Source organism: Nocardia sp. FBN12 (assembly GCF_054031145.1).
The window spans coordinates 3,606,008-3,625,278 of record NZ_CM132926.1 but is presented as its reverse complement, the minus strand read 5'-3'; the positions used below and the strand labels follow the sequence as shown (position 1 = coordinate 3,625,278).

Sequence of the window (19,271 nt, the reverse complement as noted above, 5' to 3'; positions counted from 1 at the left end):
TGCTGTGGTCGCTGGGAATTTGTTCCAGAGGATGGCCGACCCCCGCTGGAGGAGTGGGAGATAATGTCGGTGTGAGTACCGAGAGCATGCCGACCGACGCTCGCCCGAAGCGCCGCAACGGGCCCCGCCTTCCGCCGGATGAGCGTAGAACGCAGCTGCTCGACGCCGCGCTTCGTGTCGTCGGTGAGGCCGGGCTCGCGAATTTGACGATGCAGGCAGTTGCCAAGGAAGCCGGCGTAGCCAAGCCGGTGCTGTATGCGATGTATCCCACCGCGCCGGAGTTGATGGCGCACCTGCTGCACCGGGAACACTCACGTGGCATGGGGCAGGTTTCCGCGGCTATGCCACGTGACCTGCAAGAATCCGATCCTGATCAGGAATACGTCGCGGCGGTGATGGCTTTTCTCGAATCCGTCGCCGCGGCGCCGACGCGCTGGCGCCTGATCCTGCTGCACAGTGACGGTGCGCCGACCGACTATCGCGAGCTGCTCGGCGCCGCGCGCGACAAGCTCCTCGATCAGTGCGTCGAGCTGTTGACCGCGGGTTTCGCGGTGCGCGGTGGCCCGCGAGAGGTCGATGTGGAACTGATCGCCCATGTCATGCTCGGTTTCACCGAAGTGCTGGGGCGGATGGTGTTGTCGGATCCGCAACGCTTTCCGCCCGAAAGGTTGCGCGCCACCGTCCGGTCGATGATCCGAACGTTGCCCACCGAGTCCGGCGCCGCACCTGCGAACGGTGTCGACAGCGGCGACCGTTCCGGCTGAGATCGCCGCGAGCAGAATCCGCTCACCGTGACGCGGTGAGCGGATTCGTGCCGATGGACTACCGCAATTGGATATCGGCGATGATCAGCACGGGCCAGGCGATCACCTCGCCGATCGAGGAGAACAGTCGATCGAGCCCGGCCACGTCACCCAGATGGCTGTCGTGGGTGATCAACCAGATCACACCGATCGCGAAATAGGGGACGCCGCCCGCGATTGCCAGGTACATCATCTGGCGGATACTGATCCGGCGTTCCAGTAGCTTTGTCAACACTGTCGCTCTCTGTTTCTTTTCAGGCGATGTCGCCGAGGATCGGCTGCGATTCGATGATTCCCTCATCGGAGGGAGCGATGCCGTCCATCAATACGCGCTGACGTTGTTTCTCACGTAATGCGTGGTGGGCTTGCGCCGGGATGTCGTACCCGTATTTCTTCTGAGCCTGCCGAGGTGTCGTCGTCACCGGATCGGTCGGCGTTATTCCGAGCAGCATCGGTGCCGCCACCGGCACTGTTGTCGGGGAGATCAACTGCAGCAGGAGCAATTGCAGCCGAGTGTTCAAGCTGACCACTGTCATCGCCGCGCTCAGCCAGGGCAGGACAAGGAGGTCGAGAACCCGTCCGGTCGGCAGTCCGGCCATCTCCCGCATCCATCGCGGCATCGTGGCCAGTGTTCCACGTCGCAGAAATGCCGCGACGATGGTGAACAGTGGTCGCAGCAAACGCGGCATCGGCGGCAGCATCACCTCGGCGTCGAGGAGATGATTCATCGCCTTCTTCGCGATATCGGAGCCGATGAGTTGGGGCCGCATCCGTTCGAAGTACTGCGCGACACCTTCGCGAGTGCGGGGAACGTCCGCCGGATCGCAGGTTTGGAGTTCGGCGGCCCTGGCGCATTCGTGCCAATAGCGCGATTCGTCGTCTGCGCTGAGCCGCCCCGGTCCGTACTTCTCGTAGGCGATCAGCAGGGAGTGCCACGCGGTGAGGTGAATCCACAACTGCGACTGCGGATCATTCGCGTCGTAGTACTTCCCGGTGACCGGATCGATTCCCACGGCCTTGGAATGGATCTTGACCAAGACGTCGGCCGCGCTGGTCGTGGATCGACTGTCGGCGAACATCACCATGGCGAAATAGCGCAACGTGCGGTCGTAGCGGGTGCGCGGGCGGCTGTAGATCGCGCTGGTCGTGTCCACCGCGGCGATGAGCGCGGGGTCGAGTTCCTCGATGACGACCGCTCGCTGGAAGCCGATGGTCAATCCGGTCGGGTAACTCCAGACCCGCCACGCGACCGAATCGGGTCCGAAGAATCCGTAATCCTCGGCCGGCGCCACCTCCGGTAGCGACAACCATTCGCGTATTGCTGCCATGTGGTTCTCCCCAAATTTCTTGCTGTCGGTCGCGGACTGGCCGAACCAATTACTACTCGAGTGTAGTTATCAAGTAGGATACTAACAGCGCACACCACGGAATCGCTATGGTCCGCGGCATTTTCGATCAGCGGGAAAGCGTCGGGGTGCTTACTTCGCTGACCAGCCAGCGGTCGAGGTCCTTACGGAGCGACATGCTCACCGAGAGCTGTCCGGGAGCGGGCGCGCCTTTGGTGCCGAGGCTGGTGATGGTCTGATTGATGACCGCCACCGCTGTCGCGGACGTCTCGTCGGCGGACTCGATCGCGCAGGTGACCTTGCCGACCGTCGAGACCACCTGCCCCTGGGTGAGTACGTCACGCAGATCTTTACTGGTGGCGTCGAATTCGGTCTTCCAGCTGCCGGTGGCGCCCGCCAGCACCGCGGCGAAATACGTGTCGAGGTCTTTGGCGTCGTAGCGAGCCAGCGTCGGCGCGTAGGTGCAGGCCGCCTGGAGCGCGGAGTCGCGTGCCTGTTCGCGGGCGCGGATCCGATGGTTGTCCACGGCGAGGAAGGCGGCGATGGCGACGGCGGCGGTCGTGACCACCGCCGCTCCCGGAATCATGATGCGGCGCAGGGTAATTCGCCGAGGTTCCGCAGTCGTTTCGGAATCGTCGATCGGTGGCTGGAGTTCGGCGGTCATGGGTAAGTCCTCGGTGGGTAGGAGTCAGTTGGCGGGCAGGGGGACGGTGAGTTCGTCGCCGGTGACGCCGGGCGGTGGGCCCGATCCGTTGTCGGGTCCGGCGGGGCGCGGCGCGTTGGCCGATCCGCGGACCTGCAGCTCGGGATGGCTGGTGACGCAGTAGTTGTAGAGCCGCCCGCGGCCGTCGGAGACCTCGGCGGGGGAGACCGGGATGGTTTCGTACTCGCAGGTGGGGCGCGGCCAGATGTCTGCCATGGTGTGGAAGGCGTTGTCGTGGGCGGGAACTCCGAGGGCGACCACACCGGCACGCAGGGCGGGAAACAGAGCCGACATCGCGGGGGTTCGCAAGCGGGCCGCCCGGGTGATGGCGACAAAATTGGTCACCAGGCTGGTCAGCGGATCGCTGGTCTCGGTGAGCACGCCGCCGAGGGTGGTGAGCCTGCCTGGACCCTCGTCGAGGAGTTCGCGCACTTCGTTGTCGGCGGCGTTCATCTGGTCGAACAGCGCGCCCGACCCGCGGACCAGGGTGGCGAGGTCGGGCTGGGCGTGGGCGGTGGTGTCGGCGATGACCCGTAGATTGCTGATCAACTGGGTGGTCTGCGGGAGCAGTCCGGTGAGGCCGGTCATCGCCTGGCTGAGACCGCTGATCACATTGCGCAGCACATCGGGCCCACCACGCAGCGCGCGATCGAGTTCGTCGACGATCACGGTGAGCCGGTCCGGGTTCATCCCGGCGATGAGGGCTCCGGTGTTGTCCAGGAACGAGTCGATCGTGACCGGGGTGCTCACCTGATCGGCGGTCACCGTCGCACCGTCGGCGAGGTATGGGCCCTCGCCGCTGGTCGGCCGGAAGTCGAGATACTGTTCGCCTGCCGCCGACAGCCGCCCGATCGCGACCGGTGTGCCGACGGGAATGGTGGTGGCGCTGTCGATCTCGGCCTCGGCGAGGATCCCCGCATCGTCGAGTGCGATGGCGCGGACCGCGCCGACCCGCACCCCGCGCACGGTGACGTTGCTGTGCGGGAGCAGGCCGCCGGAGCTGTCGAGCTGGACCCGCACCGTATAGGTCGTGTGCAGTGGCCGCACGCCGACGACGTCGATGGCGATGTAGCCGGATCCGAGGACGAGCATCCCGACCATGCCGAGCATCGCCCCGGCGGTCTGGTGGCGCTCGGCCCAGCGGGCCAGCCGGACGACGAGGGTCGCGGCGCGCGCGATCATCGATGACCTCCCTGCAGCCGGCCGAGCACCCGGGCCAGCACCTGGGCGAGGCTGCCGATGAACGCGGTGACGTCGGTGCCGTCGGGCAACCTGCTGCCCTCGGTATCGGTGAGCGCGCCGATGTCGAGGTATGAGATCCGCGCCGCGACAGCCAGACTCGACCCTTGCATCGACGTGCGCGCCACCGGGGCCAGTGTGTTGAGCCGGTCCAGTGTGGTGCCCAAGTTGTCCCCCATCTGGGTGAATCCGTTCATCAACCGCTGCACGCTGTCGAACAGGCTGAGGAATTCAGGGCCGGTGGTCGAGGTGAAATCGCCGAGCGCGGCGGTCACCGTGGAGACCTTCGTCGTGAGATCGGAGATGGCGCGGTTGTTCTCGGCGATCACGGCGATCAGCGTGGGGAAGGTATCGGCCGCCTGGCCGAGTTCGGCTTTGCGGGCGCGCAGGGTGGCGGTGAGCCCGTCGAGTCCGTGCAGGACCGAATCGATCTGCCCGGTGCGCTGATTCAACGCGCTCAGCGTCGCGGTGAGTTCGGTGAGCAGGTGCGACAGTTGGGGGCCGCGCCCGCCGATAATGGCGTTCAGTTCCGAGGTGATGCGGGCGACCTGGTTCATCGCACCGCCGTCGAGCAGCATCGACATCGCCATCATCAACTCCTCGACCGAGGCGCCGGCCGAGGTGTGTTCGCGGTCGATGACATCGCCGTCGGCGAGCAACGGGGTGCCGGGGCGGTGTTGCGGCAGCACGATGGCGATGTGGATGTCGCCCAAAGGGGTCGGCTGTCGCAGTTCGGTCCGGGTGCCCTGCGGAAGCGCGATGTCGCGGCGCACCTCGAGCTCGACGTCGGCGAGGAAGTTCGTCGTATCGATCTTGGTGACGACTCCGACATCGGTGCCACCGATCTTCACCCTGGCCCGTTCCGGCAGGTTGAGTGCGTTGTCGAACACCGCGTGCAAGCGGTAGGAGGGCCCTTCGACACCGGGGCGCGGCAGCGGGACGTTGTCGACGGTGACCGTGCACGAGCTGACGCTGATCGCGGCCAGCGCGGTGACGGTGAGGCGGGTGACTCTGCTCATTCGGACAGTCCCAGCAGTGCGGCGGTCAGACCGAAGTCCGGACCGAAATCCATGAGCTTTCCCGTCCGGCAGCCGTCGGCACGCAACGCGAGCCGCGTGCACAGCAGCGACAGGGTTTCGTTGTCCAGCAACGATTTATCGGTGAGCAGATGCAGCCGCATCGCCCGCTGGTCGGTGCTGACCGTGCGGGCGAAGTTGTCGGCCATCAGCGGCGTCACATCGACGATCTCGGTGAGGCCGCGTGCGTTGTCACGCATCTGGCCGGTAATCGTGACCAGGCGGTTCACCGCGTCGGTGAGCGGTGCGCGGTTCTCGGCCAGCACCGTCGAGGTATTGGCGATGAAGTCGTTCACCTGGGTGAGCACCGCGGCCAGGCCCGGCGCCTGTTCGGCCAGCAGCGCGACCAGTTCGGTCAGCCGACCGCTGAAGTCCCGGACGGTCTGGTCGTTTCCGGCGATCATCGTGGTGAGCTCGTTGAGTTCGACGATGGTGCGCGAGATCTGGTCCTTGTTGGCCAGCGACACCTCGAATGTCGTGGAGAGGGCGTCGAGGGTCTCGCGGATGCGATCACCGTTGCCGTCGAGCATCGGGAACAGCACCCGGCTGGCCATCGGCCCGGTCGCGTTGTCGCCCTTCAGCGCTTCGCCGAGTTGTTCGAAGTTGCGCAGGATGCGGTCGAGTTCGACCGGAGTCCTGGTGCGCGCCAGCGGGATATGGGCACCGTCGGCGAGAGTGGGCCCCTCGCCGGTATAGGCGGGCGTCAATTCGACGTGCCGGTTGGTGATGAGCTGGGGGGAGACCAGGGCGGCCATGGCGTCAGCGGGCAGCTCGACGCCTGGCTCGATCGTCATCCGCACCTCGACGAAGGCACCCTTGGGTTCGATCGCGTCGACCCGCCCGATCGGGACACCGAGGACCGAAACGTCGTTGCCGACGAACAGGCCGGCGGCGCCTTCGAAGTCGGCGGTGAGGTGGACGGCCTCGGGGCGCAGCGACACCGGGATCGAGGAACAGCCCGTGCCGATGCCGGTGATGATCGCCAGTGCGAGGCATTGGAGCACTCTGCGCATCACTTGCACCCTTCTACCGCGTCGGCCAGGCACAGCCAGTTGTCCGGGAACAGCCACGGCATGTAGATGTCGCCGTAGGGGCCCTGCGCGAACGCGTTGTTGAATTGGCGGACCGCCACCGGCATCACCTGATACAGCGCGTCTAGGTGCTCGCGGTTCTTTTCCAGACCTTGCGACATCGTGTTCAGGTTGTGGATGAGCGGGCCGAGCCTGCCGCCGTCGTCGACGCCCATGTCCTGCAGGATCTTCGAGGCCGCCGCGATGTTGTCGAGCAGTTCTCTGATCAGATCACGGCGCGCGACGACGGCCTCGCCGATTGCCTGGCCGTTGGTCAGCAGCACCAGCACGCTGTTCTGGTTGTCGGCGATCAGTCCGGAGACCTGATCCATGCTGCCGAGCAGCTGGTCCACCTCGTCGCGCCGGGAGGCGATCACCTTGGCCAGTGCGCCGACGCTGTCGAGCGCCTGAGCGGTGAGCTGCGGTGAATCGCCCAGCTGCGTGCTCACCGCGTCCAGGCCGGCGCGCAGCGCGTTCGGGTCCAGTCGTTCGAGGTGCTCGAAGGAGTTGCGATACTTCGGATCGTTCACGACTTTGGCCAGGTTGTAGGGAACGGTGGTGGCCGACAACGGGATACGGGAGCCGGGTAGTTGCCCCTCGGTGCCCGGATCGAGTTCCACGTGCATCTTGCCGAGAATGGTCGACATCTTGATCGCCGCTTTCGCGTCGTGACCCACGCCGAGATCGGGCCGCACACTCATCGAGACCAGGACCCGATCGCGTTCGAGCCGCACGGCGGTGACCGTGCCGACTTCGATGCCGGCCACGTCGACGCTGTTGCCGGTCCGTAGGCCCGCGGCCTGCGCGAATTCCGCGTGGACGGTGTCCTCGCCCAGGTGCGCGCGCGAGAGAATCCCGGATCCGAGGACGAGCACGATCACCGTGACCCCCGCCGCGATGCCGAGGGCGAAGTTCCGGTTGCCGAACGCATCGCGCAGGGTCGTGCGGACAAGGAAGAACAGATACTTGATCATCGGCAAACCTCCGAGTGCTCGTTGCCGCCGACCTGGGAGAACATTCCGCGGGGAAACAGCACGCCCCACAGCGAAACGTCCAGGCTGCAGACATAGGTATTGACGTAGGTGCCGTTGCCGCTGATCCGGGCGAGTCCGGCAAGGATCAGCGGTAGTTCGATCGCCGATCGGTCGAGGCGCGCGCCATTGGACAGCAGCAGGTCCACACCCTCGCTCGCCTGTTGCTGCGCCTGCGCCATCCCCGGTGCGACCCTGGTGATGAGGTCGGTCAGTTTCGTTGTCGACTCGGCGATCCCGGTGACCGAGCCTTTGAGTACCTCGCCCTGTTCGTACAGCCCGCTCACCAGGGCACGGGACTGGGTGATCAGGGTCTCCAGCTCGCCGCTGCGGTTGGCCAGGCTGGTGATGACATCGCTGAGATTGGTGATCACCGCGCCGAGGATCTCGTCGCGTTCGGAGAAGGTCGTAGCCAGTGCGGCGGCCTGAGTGATCAAGGCCGACAACGACACTCCGTCACCTTGCAGCGCCTGGACCAGGGTTTCCGACAGCGAGTTCACGTCGTCGGGTTGCAGCAGGCTGAACAGTGGTTCGAAGCCCGACAGCATGGCGGAGACATCGAACGAGGATTCCGTGCGCTCCAGGGGAATCGTGCCGCCTGCGGGTAGTGGCTCACCCGCCGATTCCCCCACGGCCAGCGCGACATAGCGCTGGCCGATGAGATTCTGATAGCGGATCAGCGCTTTCGTGGTGGTACTCAGGTGCTGGCGCGACTGCACCGACAGCGTCACCTGGGCACGGCGCCGGTCGACCAGGTCGATCGCGTCGACCCGGCCGACGCGCACGCCGGCGATCCGCACGTCGTCGCCGGTGCGCAGGCCGAGCACGTCGGTGAAGACGGCGCTGTAGCGATGGGTGTCACCCGGCACCGAACGTCGCAAGGTCGACCAGATCGTGTAGGTCGCGATCATCGACAGGGCGACGAAGACGGCGAGCCCGAAATAGATGGTGCGGGTGCGCATCTCAGTGACCTCCGGAGGACGGTGGTGCGAGCGTCACGGTCGCACCGGTGAGGACGGAGCCGAGCAGCAGCTGTTGCGTGGTGTTCGGTCGCTCGCCCAGGAACGCGGCCACCGCGGCGGGGCCGGTCAGCGCCACCGGTCCGGCGCGGTGGCCGGGCTGTCGCGGGGTGGAACTCGCCGGGGCGGTGATGCCGGGGATCACGAGGCCGGGTAGGGAGAGTCCGGGGATATTCGGCAGGGCCGGGAAATTCGGCAGCGTGGGCAGGGCGGGCATGGTGGGAATCGGCGCGGGGCCGGCCGAGGCCAGCCAGCCGGGGATCAACTGCGTCGGATAAGACTGTGGCGCTGGGGAATCCGGGATGCTGCCGGTATCGCAGCGCGGTCCGGCCTGGCTGCCGTAGCGCGGGCAGTCGGCGGCGGTGTACTGGCGAAACGGTGTGAACGAGACCGTGACGTCCCACTGCATCTGCTTACTCGGCCCCCAATTGAATACGGTGGCAAGGCGACTCAGGGAATCGCCGAGTGCGATGACGGTCTCGGTCAACGCGGACGGATCCGCCGCGAGCGCACCGAATGTCTCGTCCAGTCCGACGACGAGCTCCTTGCCCGCGTCCGGGTTCCGGGCGAACAGCGCCTGGGTCGCGTCGGTGGCCGTGCCCGCCGAGGTGAGCAGTGCGATCACCTGGTTGCGGCGGACGGTGATCGTGTGTGCCGTCTGCACCGATTTGCCGAGCGCGTCAGCGAGTTCGGGTGCCGACTGGTTCACCGCCGCGGTGGCCGCCCCGAGATCTCCGAGCAGCTCGCCGATGCCGGGCATGGCGCGGACCTCGGTGATCCACTGGTCGAGCCGTTCGATCGTGGAGCCGGGCAGCCGGGCGTCACCGTCGAGTGCCTCGGCCAGGGTGGCCAGCACCCGGGCGAGTTTGGCGGGCTGGATGCGGTTCAGGACGTCGCGCAAGGTGGTCAGCGTGGTCTGCAGGGCCACCGTGGCGCGGCTGGTGTCCTGCTCGACGACGGCACCCGCGCGCAGCGGCGTCGCGGCCGGGCCGTTGTCGACGAGTTCGACCGAGGTGACTCCGAAGATGTTGGCCGGCACGACACGAGCCGTCACCGAGGCCGGGATGGCCGCGGCGGCAGCAGGCTCCAGGTCGAGGTCTACCCGCTGGCTCAGGCCCTTCTCGGCGATTTCCACCGCCGACACCGTGCCGACCAGCAGCCCGCGGAAGCGCACGTCGGCGCGCGCGGGCAGCCCGTCGCCGGTGCTGGTCATCCGTGCCGTCACCGCGACGGTTTCCTCGAAATGGCCCGCGTAGCGCAGCCCGAGCAACGCGACGACACCGGTCAGGCTCAGAGCCATCGCGGCACCCGCCAGGCTGAGCCGCCCGCGCGACCACCCGCGTCCGCTGGGATCCGGATACATAGCAGTCCCCCTATCCGGAGATCCGGATACCGGAGTCGACGCCCCAGATCGCGAGTGTGAGAAGCAGATTGAGGAAAACGACCACGATGATCGTCATCTTGATCGCGCGCCCGGCCGCGACCCCGACGCCTTCCGGCCCACCCGCGGCGATATAGCCGAAGTGGCATTGGATGAAGGTGGCGACAAGCACGAACGCGACCGCCTTGAGGACCGAGTAGACGATGTCGCCCGGGTCGAGGAACTGGTGGAAGTAGTGGTCATAGGTGCCGATCCCGTTGCCACCCAGGAAGAACGCGGTGACCTTGGTGGCGAGGTAGGCGGTGGCCATACCGACGCTGTAGAGCGGCAGGATCGCGACCGCGGCGGCCAGCATGCGGGTGGTGATCAGGTAGGGCAGCGGGCGGATCGCCATCGACTCGAGCGCGTCGATCTCCTCGGCGATCCGCATCGAGCCGATCTGGGCGGTGAACCGGCAACCCGCCTGCGCGGCGAAGGCGATGGTGGCCAGCAGCGGAGCCAGCTCTCTGGTGGTGGCGAAACCGGAGATCGCGCCGGTGAGCGGGCTCATCGTCAGCAGATCCAAGGCGGTATGCGATTCCATTCCCACAGTGATGCCGCCGAAGCCACACAGAATCAGGATCACGCCGACCGTGCCGCCACCGACCACCAGCGCGCCGTTGCCCCAGGTGACGTCGATGATCAGCCGCACGACCTCTTTGCGGTAGTGCCGAAGGACGAACGGAATCGCCAGCAATGCCTCCACGAAGACGACGCCCTGGTGTCCCAACCTGGCGTTCGCCTCGGTGAGCGGGGTCGTCGCGGCCTTGGCGGCCCGGAGTGGACGCAGCAGGGGCGGTAGGTAGCTCGCCATCTCAGAGCACCTTGGACGGGAACAGGGTGTTGTAGATCTGGGTGAGCGCGATATTGGCCGCGAACAACACGATCGCCGAACTGACCACCGCGGAGTTCACCGCGTTCGCGACACCGCCCGGGCCGCCCTTCGTGTTCAGGCCGCAATCACAGGCGATGATCGCGGTGAGCGCGCCGAACATGGCCGCCTTCACCAGCGCGACCAGTAGGTCGCTCGCGACGGCGAACGAGGCGAATGTGCTGATGTAGGAACCGGGTGTGCCGTCCTGAATGAAGATGTTGAACAGGTAGCCGGTGGCGAACCCGACGAACACCACGAACCCGCACAGCAGAATGCTCACCAGCACCGCGGCGAGCAGTCGCGGCGCGACCAGCCGCGCGATCGGATCGACGCCCATCACCCGCATGGCATCGATCTCCTCGCGGATGGTGCGGGAACCGAGATCGGCGCAGATCGACGAGCCGACCGCGCCTGCGATCATCAGGCAGGTGACCAGCGGCGCGCCTTGACGGATGATGCCGAGGCCGTTGACCGCCCCGATGAAGGTCGTCGCGCCGACCTGGCTGACCAGCGAACCGATCTGGATCGACACGATAGCCGCGATCGGGATGGCGACCAGCAGGGTAGGGGTGGCTGAGACACCTGCCATGAACGAGCTCTGACGGAGGAATTCGGCCAGCGGAAAGCGTCGATGCACCACGGCTCGGACCAGCTCGGCGGTGGCCTGCCATGCCATGGTGACCTGACGGCCGGCGGTCTCCACCGACTGTCGTGGATGGTCGCGCCACCAGTCGAGGCAGAATCGCACCACAAGGTCGAAATCGGTTGGTGAGCTTGCCTTATCGCCTATCGTTGCCATGTTGACCGCCCCGTGTTCAATGCGGTCGCCGAGCTGTACGACCGAATCTGACCACTGATCTACACGGATGTTTACAACATTTCTACGCACCCGTAGTCAGCTGTCTGGGACTGTAGCAAGTGGAGGTGGCGGCCGTCCTCGATTTGGGCATGGCGGATGGCGATGATCGTCCTCGGCCAGGCGTGGCCGGGCGTCAGGGGATGTCAGGGGATAGGGACGTCGAGTTCGATGGGAAGGAGCGGGGCCATGTCTGACCACGGTGTGCCGAAGGTGTCCTTGCCGCCGTACCAGACCAGCAGACCGGCGTCGGTGATGGACACGATGTCGACGATCTCGGGTTTGCGGCTCACCGCGACCGGGTCGCTCGGACGGAAGTAGCGGGTGGTCGCGGCGAACCGGTCATTCGCCAAGCAGGTCACCGCCGGTTCCGGCGATGACCTGCTATTTTCGGCTCAGGCGACAGGCGGGTGTTTACGGGCGCCCATCGACTCGGCCGCGAACAGCAGCACCACCGCGGCGATGACCGCGAGGACGAAGCCCCAGAAGTTGAGTTCGGTGATGGAGCCGACGCCGATGAGGCTGGCGATCACCCCGGCGATGAGCGCCGCGGCCATCCCGAGCACCAGGGTCATGCCCATGCTCATGTTCTCCTTGCCCGGCTTGAGCATCCTGGCCAGCACGCCGACCACCGCACCGATGATCAAGAATCCACAGATCTGAACAATCGCGTTCCACATCGTCGAACCTCCACGTTGTGCCGATGGCCGGGGAGTGCCGGTTATGTTCGATCATTTCTCCGATTCGCCCGCAGAGCCAGAGCCGTGTCCTCGGCGTTGCCGAAGCGTGTCCGCGCCGACGCCGGATCCGACCTGGTTCGATGACCGCGTCGTCGCCGCGGGTGAGCCGGGCTCAGTACTGAGGATCTGCCCGGCACTCGCTCGCGGACCGTGCGGTCGGCGCAGTACCGTCGCCCTGATCGAAACGCCACTGTGCGATCGGGCCCGCTGGCCGCCAGCGCAGACCGTGGCCGTCCGGCACGGCTTCGTAGACCGCTTCGCGACCGCTGACGAGCTGGTCGCCTACGCAGTAGTCGGTGTAGCTGGTGCCCGGCTGGACGGCTCCCGCGCTGAAACGGCCGGTGGGATCGCCTGCGGCGCCGGGATTGGCGACTGTGCTCGCGCGCTGCGTCGACGACCCGCGATCCCAGCGCGCGTCCCCGGTCCGCGATCGGCCGCAGGTGAAGGTCCAGCCGCCTGCGATGACGGTGACTCCCTGCGAAGACGGGCTGTCCGCCCACAAGCAGCTGCCTGCGGTGTTCGCGGACGCGGTTCCCGTCGAGAGCCCGAGCAGGCTCGCTGCCGTGACGGCCGATGCGAGCACGGCGATACCGCGCCGCCGTCGAACGCTGCCTGAAATATCCTGATTGCCAACGCTTTCCATCCTGCAATGGTCCCGTCGGAGGGGGCCGGGCACATCAGGTCTCGACCCGGAGCTTCAGCTCAGGGATATCCCTCGGGTTGCCTGTCGGCGGTACGCGGCGGTGCGGCTCACAGGAGGCGACGCACGGCCTCGACGATCGCGCGTCGGCGTTCGTCGGCGCTCTCGGCCGCTACGGCGGGCAGGTTCGTGACGTTGCCGGGGCTCCACGCCAGCGCAATGCTCAAGACGATGGTCAGCAGTGCGGTGGGGGAGAAGTCGGAGCCGATGCGGTCCTTGCGCTGTGTCGCGGCGAGTGCGTCCAGTTTGGCGTCCCGCGCGGGCGTGCCGGCCAGGTCTCGGTCGCCGCGTTCCAGGCGGTGCCAGGTGGCCAGCCGGATGACATCGGGGTGTCGGCGGCAGTAGTCGAACAGCCGTCCGGCGTACTCGGGGAGGTCCTCGGGGGTGAAGGGGACCGAATTCAGGCCGTGGGTGACGTGGGCGTCGAAGACCGCGTCGAAGAGTTGGTCCTTGCTGCAGAAGTAGACGTAGATGAGGTTCTTGTTGGCCGCCGCCGTCTTGGCGATCCGGTCCACCCGGGCTCCGGCGATGCCGTACGTGGCGAACTCGTCGGTGGCGGCCTGGAGAATGCGGGCCTTGGTGGCGTCGGCTCGGGACATGGGGGTCATCGTAGGACGGCCAAGACCGCGTCCGATGCGACGAGCAGCACCGTGCACCACAGGGTGATCCCGATCATCAGCCAGCAGATCAGCGGCCAGCGGGGGATGCCGAGTGCCGCACCGAGTAGGGCCGAGCCCCAGGTGCCGAAAAGCGCGGGTCCGACGATGCCGAAGCCCGCGACGCCATAGCGGTCGAGGACTCGCGGGGCCCGCAGGCCCGTCGCGCCGGAGAGCCGGGCGTGCACGGGGGGCGTCTGCCCGACGGTCGCGTCGCAGGGGGCCGCACCGTTGGCGGTATTCACCGAAACAGCCTGTGCGGCAACCGACTTGCGGCGTCCGCGCCACGACTGCCAGCGCGCCCTGGCGCGTTCCATGGCGAACACCGCGAAGACCACACAGCAGGCCGCGCCGAGCAACACCGCGATCAACGCGACCGGGCCGGGCAGTGACAGGGAGAGGCCGACCGGGATCGCGGGGGTGCCCACCGCGAAGCCCGCGAGCAGAGTCCCGACGAATCGCCCCATGCGGATTCCTTTCGAACGCGTCGTGCGCTTCCTCGGACACAATAGTTAACTAACTAGTTAGTATGGTGCCATGAAACACCCCGACACGGTGCTCGGCGAGCTCGCCGCCGGCAAGTACCTGCTACTCACCACGTTCCGCCGAGACGGCAGGGCGGTCCCCACGCCGGTCTGGGTGATGCGCGACGGCCGAACGCTGGCCGTGTGGAGCGCGGCGGACGCGGGGAAGGTGAAGCGGATCCGCAATGGGGGCCGCGTGACGGTCGCGCCCTGCGACTGGCGTGGCAAGCCGTTCGGTCCCGCGGTTCCCGGCATCGCCGAGGTGCTCGCGCCGGACGCGAGCGCGCACTTCACCGGGCTGATGAAGCGCAAGTACGGGCTGGTCGCCCGGATAGGACTGCTGGGCAGCAGGCTGCGCGGAGGCTCCGAGCGCATGGTGGGCATCCGGATCCGCCTGGATATCTAGCGGGTCGGCAGTCCGAGCACGCTGGGTGTGCCGAATGATCGCCACGACAAGTGTTGTGGAGCAGATCTGGTCCGCTGCGCGGCAGTCCGTTCGGTCAGCGGGTGCGGGATACGATGATCGGACTCGACGTCAGCGAGAAAGCCGGACAGATGACGACTGATTCTGGTAGCCGGGGGCGGCGAACTGCCGTCGCATTGCTGGTGTGCGTCATGGGGATCTTCACATTCGCCGCCGTTATCGCAGGATTTCTGCGGGCGCAGGTCCTCGATACCGACCACTATGTCGACACCGTGGCCCCGCTCGCCGCCGACCCTGCGATTCAGACGGCTGTCGTGGACGCGCTCACCCGGTCTGTCATGTCCCGGGTCGACGTCGAGCGGTTGGCATCCGATCTGCTCGACACGGTCGGCGACGCCGAGAACCGCGGTCCGCGCGTGACCGCCGCGCTGCGGAGCGTGCCCGCGCTGCTGGCGGCGCAGTCCGAAGGGCTGGTCCGGAACGCGGTGAGCGCCCTTGTGCACAGCGATGCCTTCCCCGAACTGTGGAACGCGGCGAACCGGCAGGCGCATCGCGGGCTGGTCGCGGCGGTCACCGGAATCGACGAGGGCGCCTTGCGGGTGCAGGCCGGCGTGGTGTCGATCTCGCTCACTCCGATGGTGGCCGAGCTCGTCGACGAACTGGACAGCCGCGGTTTCGTCCTCGCTGACCGCGCCATCGACCTACCGACCGAATTCGTGCTCGCCGAATCGGACGACCTGGCACAGGCGCAGCGGGCGGTGCGGCTGCTGGACCGGGCGGCGATCGTGCTGGCGGCCGTCGCGGTGGGTTGTGCGCTGAGCGCGGTTCTGGTGGCGGGCAACGGTTTCCGTCGGCGCGCGATCCTCGCCGTCGCGGCGGGTGTGCTGGTGTCGATGGTCGTGCTCGCGGTGGCGTTGCTGATCGCGCGTCGCGTGTATCTCGAACATGTTCCGGCGCAGTCGATCTCACCGGAGGTCGCCCGGATCGTCTTCGACACCCTGGTGGGTCCGTTGCGGATGAGTATGCGGGTGCTCGCGGTGTCGGCCGCCGCGGTGGGGCTGGGTGCCTTCCTCGCCGGCCCGTCGGCGCCGGCGTCCTGGGTACGCGCGACCGCCGGTCGGGTAGGGGATCGGCTCCGGCGCGGCGAGGGCGGTCCGGTATCGGGGTTCGTCGCGGCGAATCTGGGGTGGGTGCGTGGGGCCGTGCTGCTCGTCGCCGCCGCGGTACTGCTGTTCTGGGACTATCCGACCGTACGGGTGGCGGTGCTGATCGCGGTGGTCACCGGCGTCGTCTTGCTCGCGCTGGAGCTTGTCGCCCGGCCGCGACGGGCTGGCGAGGACGTCACCGGGCCGGGGTAGCGGCGGTGTGTCGTCGGGCTGAAATGCTGTGGCGGACATAGGAAGGGCATCGAAGAAAACTGCCGGACAGATAATTGGACAAGTGTCTGTACAACCGTCGATCCTGTGCGTAACGTACCTGCTACCAAGAGTGCGTTGCACAGATCGGAGCAGATCTCGATGTCATTTCCCCGCGCCGAACTCGACGAGATGATCGAACGCTGGTTGCAGGCGAACGTCGACTGCGAACGCGCAGGCGACTGGCGCCCGCTGGCCGAGTTCTACACCGAGGACGCCACCTACGGCTGGAACTACGGCCCGAAACACGACTTCATGGCGGTCGGGCGCACCGAGATCCGGGACTGGGCCATCGGTTCGGAGATGGACGGTCTGGACGGCTGGACCTACCCGTATCAGTCCTGGGTGGTCGACGAGCAGACCGGCGGCATGCTCGGATTGTGGAAACAGGTCTGCGATGTCACACGGACCGACGGAACGAACTACGCGCTCACCGGTATCCAGGGCAGTTGGTTCAAATACGGCGGCGACTTCCAGTGGAAGTGGCAGCGCGACTTCTTCGACTACGGCAACCTGACCGCGCTGTTCACCGAGATGATCACCAACGGCGACATGACCGCGGGCATCAGCAAGCGCATCGACCGCGTAGTGAACGCCAAGGGAAATCTGCCCGGCTGGTACAAGATGGGCGCCACCCCGGTTCCGCTGTGGTGATGTTACTACTCGGCGGCCTGCCCCGGCTCCGGTAACTCGGCGTAGAACTCGCGCAGCGCGGCGGTGACGCCGACGAGGACACGGTGGGCGGCGGTCAGATCGGCGTCGGGCAGGCAGGCCAGCGCGGCGCGGGTGCGTGTGCTGAGTGGGCCGAAGAAGCCGGATGCGACGGACATGCCCTGGTCGGTATAGCTCAGGTGGACCCGTCGCCGGTCGGTCGGATCGGCGACGCGTTCGAGGTGTCCGGCTTCGATCATGCGCTCGACCAGGTAGGTGACGGCGGGTGCGGAGACGCCCATCGATCTGCTCAACTGGCCCGCGCTGAGCGGTGCGCCCTCTGCGTCGGCGGTCGCGATATGCATCAGGGCGCGGAAATCATTGGGGCGCAGGTCGTTCGAGCGAGCGAAGACGTGGCCGATCTGTTCGGAGATCGCGGTCAGGGCACGGAGGTCCCTGGCTATGTCGGTCTCCAACCCTGTCCGGTCGGTGGCCGGGTCGGTGTCGTCACCCATGCGCGGCCTCCTCTCTGTCCGACAGGGAGCTTAGCTGTCGGACGCGCCGCGATTGCCAACTATTTAAGTTTCTGAAATAGTTTTGGCGTGATGCGAATGAGCGACGGGAACGGCTGGGACCGGTTCGCTGGGCTGGTGACGGGTCGGCGATCGTGGGCGGTGCTGCTGGTGGTCGTCGCGGCCGCCATGGCCGTGATGGCGCTGGCGGGGAGCAACGACAGCGCGGGCCAGGCCCCGGTGTCGTTGCCGCGATCGGCGGAATCGGCCGAGGCCGCCGAGGCCGCCGCACGGTTTCCCGATGCCGGAACGGCGGCCGCGATCATGGTGGCGACGCGCGCCGACGGCGGCGTACTGACCCCGGGCGATCTCGCGGCAACGGATGCGGCGCTCACCCGCGCGGGGGATCACACCCCGGTGATCATCGCTCCCGACGGGCGCGCCGCGCTCGCCCAGATCCCGGTGTCCGCCCAGCTCAACGGCTTCGCGCTCACCGACCGGATCGGCGAACTGCGGGTCGCCGTCACCACCGACCTGCCCGATACGGTGCGCGTGCAGATCACCGGCGGACCGGCTTTCGGCGCCGACATCGCCGATTCCTTCTCCGGCGCGAACGCGCTCCTGCTGATCGTCACCGCGATCGTGGTGATGGTCTTGCTCATCCTCACCTATCGCTCGCCGGTGTTGTGGCTGGTGCCGTTGACGGTGGTCGGCCTCGCCGATCGCGTCGCCACCAGCGTCGGCACGCTGCTGGCCGAGCTCACCGGGCTGGCTTTCGACGGTTCGACCTCGGGTATCACCAGCGTGCTCGTCTTCGGAGCGGGGACGAACTACGCGCTGCTGCTGGTGTCGCGGTACCGCGACGAACTGCATCGCCACACCGACCATCGAGTGGCGTTGCGCGCCGCGGTGCGCCATGCCGCGCCCGCCATCGTCGCCAGCAATGTCACCGTCGTCCTCGCCCTGCTGACGCTGTTGCTCGCCCTGCTACCCAATACCCGCAGCCTCGGCGCGTTCGCCGCGGCCGGGCTCGTGGTGGCGCTGGTCTTCGTCCTCGCCGCGTTGCCGCCCGCGCTGGCACTGTGCGGGCGGCGGATCTTCTGGCCGTTCGTGCCGCGCCCGGACGGTCGCGACGCGGCCGAGCAGGGCGCGTGGGCGGTGGTCGCGAGGCGCGTGGTGCGACGTCCGGCCGTGGTCGCCGGGGCGGCTTCGGCGGTTCTGATCGTCTTCGCCACCGGGCTCGCGACCACCGACATCGGCCTCTCGCAGACCGAACAGTTCCGTGTCGAGGCCGAATCGGTCGACGGGCTGGAGGCCATGGCCGAACACTTCCCGTCCGGCTCGTCGGATCCAGCCGTGGTGATCGCGCGGAGTACGACCACCGCCCAGATCCAGACGGCACTCGACGGCGTGCAGGGTGTCTCGCGCGCCACGGCCACCGGCACCGCCGAGAACGGTTCGACACGCTGGTCCGTCGTGCTCGACGCCGCACCGGGCTCAGCGGAGGCGTTCACCACCATCGCGGCGATCAGGACGGCGGTCGGCGCGGTCCCCGGCGCCGAGGCGCTCGTCGGTGGGTCGGACGCCGAAGCGCTCGACATCCGCGACGCCGCCCGCCGCGACCAGGCGCTGGTCATTCCGCTGATCCTCGCGGTCGTGCTGCTGGTGTTGCTGGCGCTACTGCGCGCGGTGCCCGCCGCCGTGCTGCTCGTCGGCGTCACGGTTCTCAGTGCGCTCGCCGCGCTCGGTGCGGGCAGCTGGATCAGCGGCACGGTCTTCGGCTTCCCCGCGCTGGACACGAACGTGCCGCTGTTCGGCTTCCTGTTCCTGGTAGCGCTCGGCGTGGATTACACGATCTTCCTGGTCACCAGGGCGCGCGAGGAAGCGGGTGCGCACGGCACCACGCAGGGGATGGTGCGCGCCGTCGCCTCGACCGGTGCCGTGATCACCAGCGCCGGTGTCGTCCTCGCCGCGGTGTTCTGTGTGCTCGGTGTGCTGCCGTTGATCACCCTGACCCAGCTGGGCATCGTGGTCGGGATCGGCATCCTGCTCGACACGTTCGTGGTTCGCACGCTGGTCGTCCCCGCGTTGTTCGCGCTCCTGGGCGACAGGGTGTGGTGGCCGGCAACGCCCACGAAAGACCAAGCAGCGCAGTCTCCTACGGACGAGTCGGCGACGGTGGGCTGATCGTCGGGCACGAGCGAGCGAGAAT

Annotated in this window: 22 protein-coding genes; 5 read left to right on the top strand and 17 right to left on the bottom strand. The window is 67.3% G+C overall.

The features are described from left to right. The first annotated feature begins 71 nt into the window (after positions 1-71). Positions 72-764, top strand: a complete 693-nt coding sequence (locus ACWZHB_RS17440) for a TetR/AcrR family transcriptional regulator (protein WP_427908979.1) — start codon at positions 72-74, stop codon at positions 762-764. Between the two features lie 58 nt (positions 765-822). On the opposite strand, the gene ACWZHB_RS17435 is transcribed toward ACWZHB_RS17440, so the two are convergent. The 16 genes from ACWZHB_RS17435 to ACWZHB_RS17360 all read right to left on the bottom strand — a co-directional run bounded on the left by ACWZHB_RS17435 (position 823) and on the right by ACWZHB_RS17360 (position 14,000). Continuing rightward, on the bottom strand, positions 823-996 hold the full coding sequence (locus ACWZHB_RS17435) for a hypothetical protein (protein WP_427908978.1): 174 nt from the start codon (positions 994-996) through the stop codon (positions 823-825). 61 nt (positions 997-1,057) lie between these two features. Next, positions 1,058-2,131, bottom strand: coding sequence for an oxygenase MpaB family protein (locus ACWZHB_RS17430; RefSeq protein WP_427908977.1), 1,074 nt, complete (start codon positions 2,129-2,131; stop codon positions 1,058-1,060). 127 nt (positions 2,132-2,258) lie between these two features. Then, positions 2,259-2,813, bottom strand: a complete 555-nt coding sequence (locus tag ACWZHB_RS17425) for a hypothetical protein (RefSeq protein ID WP_427908976.1) — start codon at positions 2,811-2,813, stop codon at positions 2,259-2,261. Between the two features lie 24 nt (positions 2,814-2,837). Next, positions 2,838-4,034 carry an MCE family protein gene (locus tag ACWZHB_RS17420; RefSeq protein ID WP_427908975.1) on the bottom strand — a complete coding sequence of 399 codons (1,197 nt, stop codon included), beginning with the start codon at positions 4,032-4,034 and terminating at the stop codon, positions 2,838-2,840. Continuing rightward, positions 4,031-5,110, bottom strand: coding sequence for an MCE family protein (locus tag ACWZHB_RS17415; RefSeq protein WP_427908974.1), 1,080 nt, complete (start codon positions 5,108-5,110; stop codon positions 4,031-4,033). Before ACWZHB_RS17415 ends, ACWZHB_RS17420 begins: the two co-directional genes overlap by 4 nt. Next, on the bottom strand, positions 5,107-6,180 hold the full coding sequence (locus ACWZHB_RS17410) for an MCE family protein (RefSeq protein WP_427908973.1): 1,074 nt from the start codon (positions 6,178-6,180) through the stop codon (positions 5,107-5,109). Before ACWZHB_RS17410 ends, ACWZHB_RS17415 begins: the two co-directional genes overlap by 4 nt. Further along, positions 6,180-7,211 (bottom strand): MlaD family protein, encoded by a 1,032-nt coding sequence (locus ACWZHB_RS17405; protein WP_427908972.1) that lies wholly within the window; start codon positions 7,209-7,211, stop codon positions 6,180-6,182. The genes ACWZHB_RS17410 and ACWZHB_RS17405 overlap by 1 nt, the downstream gene beginning before the upstream one ends. After that, positions 7,208-8,230, bottom strand: coding sequence for an MlaD family protein (locus ACWZHB_RS17400; protein ID WP_427908971.1), 1,023 nt, complete (start codon positions 8,228-8,230; stop codon positions 7,208-7,210). The genes ACWZHB_RS17405 and ACWZHB_RS17400 overlap by 4 nt, the downstream gene beginning before the upstream one ends. Before the next feature lies 1 nt (position 8,231). Continuing rightward, positions 8,232-9,650, bottom strand: a complete 1,419-nt coding sequence (locus ACWZHB_RS17395) for an MlaD family protein (RefSeq protein WP_427908970.1) — start codon at positions 9,648-9,650, stop codon at positions 8,232-8,234. 10 nt (positions 9,651-9,660) lie between these two features. Then, positions 9,661-10,521, bottom strand: a complete 861-nt coding sequence (locus ACWZHB_RS17390; RefSeq protein WP_427908969.1) for an MlaE family ABC transporter permease — start codon at positions 10,519-10,521, stop codon at positions 9,661-9,663. 1 nt (position 10,522) lies between these two features. After that, positions 10,523-11,380, bottom strand: coding sequence for an MlaE family ABC transporter permease (locus tag ACWZHB_RS17385; RefSeq protein ID WP_427908968.1), 858 nt, complete (start codon positions 11,378-11,380; stop codon positions 10,523-10,525). Between the two features lie 203 nt (positions 11,381-11,583). After that, complete coding sequence (locus ACWZHB_RS17380; protein ID WP_427908967.1) at positions 11,584-11,790, bottom strand: hypothetical protein; 207 nt, start codon at positions 11,788-11,790, stop codon at positions 11,584-11,586. Positions 11,791-11,832: 42 nt separating this feature from the next. After that, entirely contained in the window at positions 11,833-12,117 is a 285-nt protein-coding gene (locus ACWZHB_RS17375; RefSeq protein WP_379217618.1) for a GlsB/YeaQ/YmgE family stress response membrane protein, read from the bottom strand. Between the two features lie 172 nt (positions 12,118-12,289). Beyond that, positions 12,290-12,760 carry a hypothetical protein gene (locus ACWZHB_RS17370; protein WP_427908966.1) on the bottom strand — a complete coding sequence of 157 codons (471 nt, stop codon included), beginning with the start codon at positions 12,758-12,760 and terminating at the stop codon, positions 12,290-12,292. A 167-nt stretch (positions 12,761-12,927) separates the two neighbouring features. Continuing rightward, on the bottom strand, positions 12,928-13,476 hold the full coding sequence (locus tag ACWZHB_RS17365) for a TetR/AcrR family transcriptional regulator (RefSeq protein WP_427908965.1): 549 nt from the start codon (positions 13,474-13,476) through the stop codon (positions 12,928-12,930). Between the two features lie 5 nt (positions 13,477-13,481). Further along, positions 13,482-14,000, bottom strand: a complete 519-nt coding sequence (locus tag ACWZHB_RS17360; protein WP_427908964.1) for a hypothetical protein — start codon at positions 13,998-14,000, stop codon at positions 13,482-13,484. A 70-nt stretch (positions 14,001-14,070) separates the two neighbouring features. On the opposite strand from ACWZHB_RS17360, the gene ACWZHB_RS17355 reads away from it, so the two are divergent. The 3 genes from ACWZHB_RS17355 (at position 14,071) to ACWZHB_RS17345 (ending at position 16,550) form a co-directional block, all read left to right on the top strand. Beyond that, positions 14,071-14,463 (top strand): PPOX class F420-dependent oxidoreductase, encoded by a 393-nt coding sequence (locus tag ACWZHB_RS17355; RefSeq protein WP_427908963.1) that lies wholly within the window; start codon positions 14,071-14,073, stop codon positions 14,461-14,463. Positions 14,464-14,672: 209 nt separating this feature from the next. Next, positions 14,673-15,839 (top strand): hypothetical protein, encoded by a 1,167-nt coding sequence (locus tag ACWZHB_RS17350; protein ID WP_427908962.1) that lies wholly within the window; start codon positions 14,673-14,675, stop codon positions 15,837-15,839. A 159-nt stretch (positions 15,840-15,998) separates the two neighbouring features. After that, on the top strand, positions 15,999-16,550 hold the full coding sequence (locus ACWZHB_RS17345) for a Cif family virulence factor (RefSeq protein ID WP_427908961.1): 552 nt from the start codon (positions 15,999-16,001) through the stop codon (positions 16,548-16,550). Between the two features lie 5 nt (positions 16,551-16,555). Here ACWZHB_RS17345 and ACWZHB_RS17340 read toward each other — a convergent pair whose 3' ends face one another. Next, positions 16,556-17,062, bottom strand: coding sequence for a MarR family winged helix-turn-helix transcriptional regulator (locus ACWZHB_RS17340; protein WP_427908960.1), 507 nt, complete (start codon positions 17,060-17,062; stop codon positions 16,556-16,558). A 96-nt stretch (positions 17,063-17,158) separates the two neighbouring features. On the opposite strand from ACWZHB_RS17340, the gene ACWZHB_RS17335 reads away from it, so the two are divergent. Beyond that, positions 17,159-19,246: an MMPL family transporter gene (locus ACWZHB_RS17335; RefSeq protein ID WP_427908959.1), complete on the top strand. Its 2,088-nt coding sequence runs from the start codon at positions 17,159-17,161 to the stop codon at positions 19,244-19,246. Positions 19,247-19,271: the final 25 nt, after the last annotated feature.

Coding starts and splice junctions, on each gene's coding strand:
- ACWZHB_RS17435 (WP_427908978.1), bottom strand. CDS start 996: ATGATGTACCTGGCAATCGCGGGCGGCGTCCCCTATTTCGCGATCGGT.
- ACWZHB_RS17430 (WP_427908977.1), bottom strand. CDS start 2,131: ATGGCAGCAATACGCGAATGGTTGTCGCTACCGGAGGTGGCGCCGGCC.
- ACWZHB_RS17425 (WP_427908976.1), bottom strand. CDS start 2,813: ATGACCGCCGAACTCCAGCCACCGATCGACGATTCCGAAACGACTGCG.
- ACWZHB_RS17420 (WP_427908975.1), bottom strand. CDS start 4,034: ATGATCGCGCGCGCCGCGACCCTCGTCGTCCGGCTGGCCCGCTGGGCC.
- ACWZHB_RS17415 (WP_427908974.1), bottom strand. CDS start 5,110: ATGAGCAGAGTCACCCGCCTCACCGTCACCGCGCTGGCCGCGATCAGC.
- ACWZHB_RS17410 (WP_427908973.1), bottom strand. CDS start 6,180: ATGCGCAGAGTGCTCCAATGCCTCGCACTGGCGATCATCACCGGCATC.
- ACWZHB_RS17405 (WP_427908972.1), bottom strand. CDS start 7,211: ATGATCAAGTATCTGTTCTTCCTTGTCCGCACGACCCTGCGCGATGCG.
- ACWZHB_RS17400 (WP_427908971.1), bottom strand. CDS start 8,230: ATGCGCACCCGCACCATCTATTTCGGGCTCGCCGTCTTCGTCGCCCTG.
- ACWZHB_RS17395 (WP_427908970.1), bottom strand. CDS start 9,650: ATGTATCCGGATCCCAGCGGACGCGGGTGGTCGCGCGGGCGGCTCAGC.
- ACWZHB_RS17390 (WP_427908969.1), bottom strand. CDS start 10,521: ATGGCGAGCTACCTACCGCCCCTGCTGCGTCCACTCCGGGCCGCCAAG.
- ACWZHB_RS17385 (WP_427908968.1), bottom strand. CDS start 11,380: ATGGCAACGATAGGCGATAAGGCAAGCTCACCAACCGATTTCGACCTT.
- ACWZHB_RS17375 (WP_379217618.1), bottom strand. CDS start 12,117: ATGTGGAACGCGATTGTTCAGATCTGTGGATTCTTGATCATCGGTGCG.
- ACWZHB_RS17365 (WP_427908965.1), bottom strand. CDS start 13,476: ATGTCCCGAGCCGACGCCACCAAGGCCCGCATTCTCCAGGCCGCCACC.
- ACWZHB_RS17360 (WP_427908964.1), bottom strand. CDS start 14,000: ATGGGGCGATTCGTCGGGACTCTGCTCGCGGGCTTCGCGGTGGGCACC.
- ACWZHB_RS17355 (WP_427908963.1), top strand. CDS start 14,071: ATGAAACACCCCGACACGGTGCTCGGCGAGCTCGCCGCCGGCAAGTAC.
- ACWZHB_RS17350 (WP_427908962.1), top strand. CDS start 14,673: ATGGGGATCTTCACATTCGCCGCCGTTATCGCAGGATTTCTGCGGGCG.
- ACWZHB_RS17345 (WP_427908961.1), top strand. CDS start 15,999: ATGTCATTTCCCCGCGCCGAACTCGACGAGATGATCGAACGCTGGTTG.
- ACWZHB_RS17340 (WP_427908960.1), bottom strand. CDS start 17,062: ATGGGTGACGACACCGACCCGGCCACCGACCGGACAGGGTTGGAGACC.
- ACWZHB_RS17335 (WP_427908959.1), top strand. CDS start 17,159: ATGAGCGACGGGAACGGCTGGGACCGGTTCGCTGGGCTGGTGACGGGT.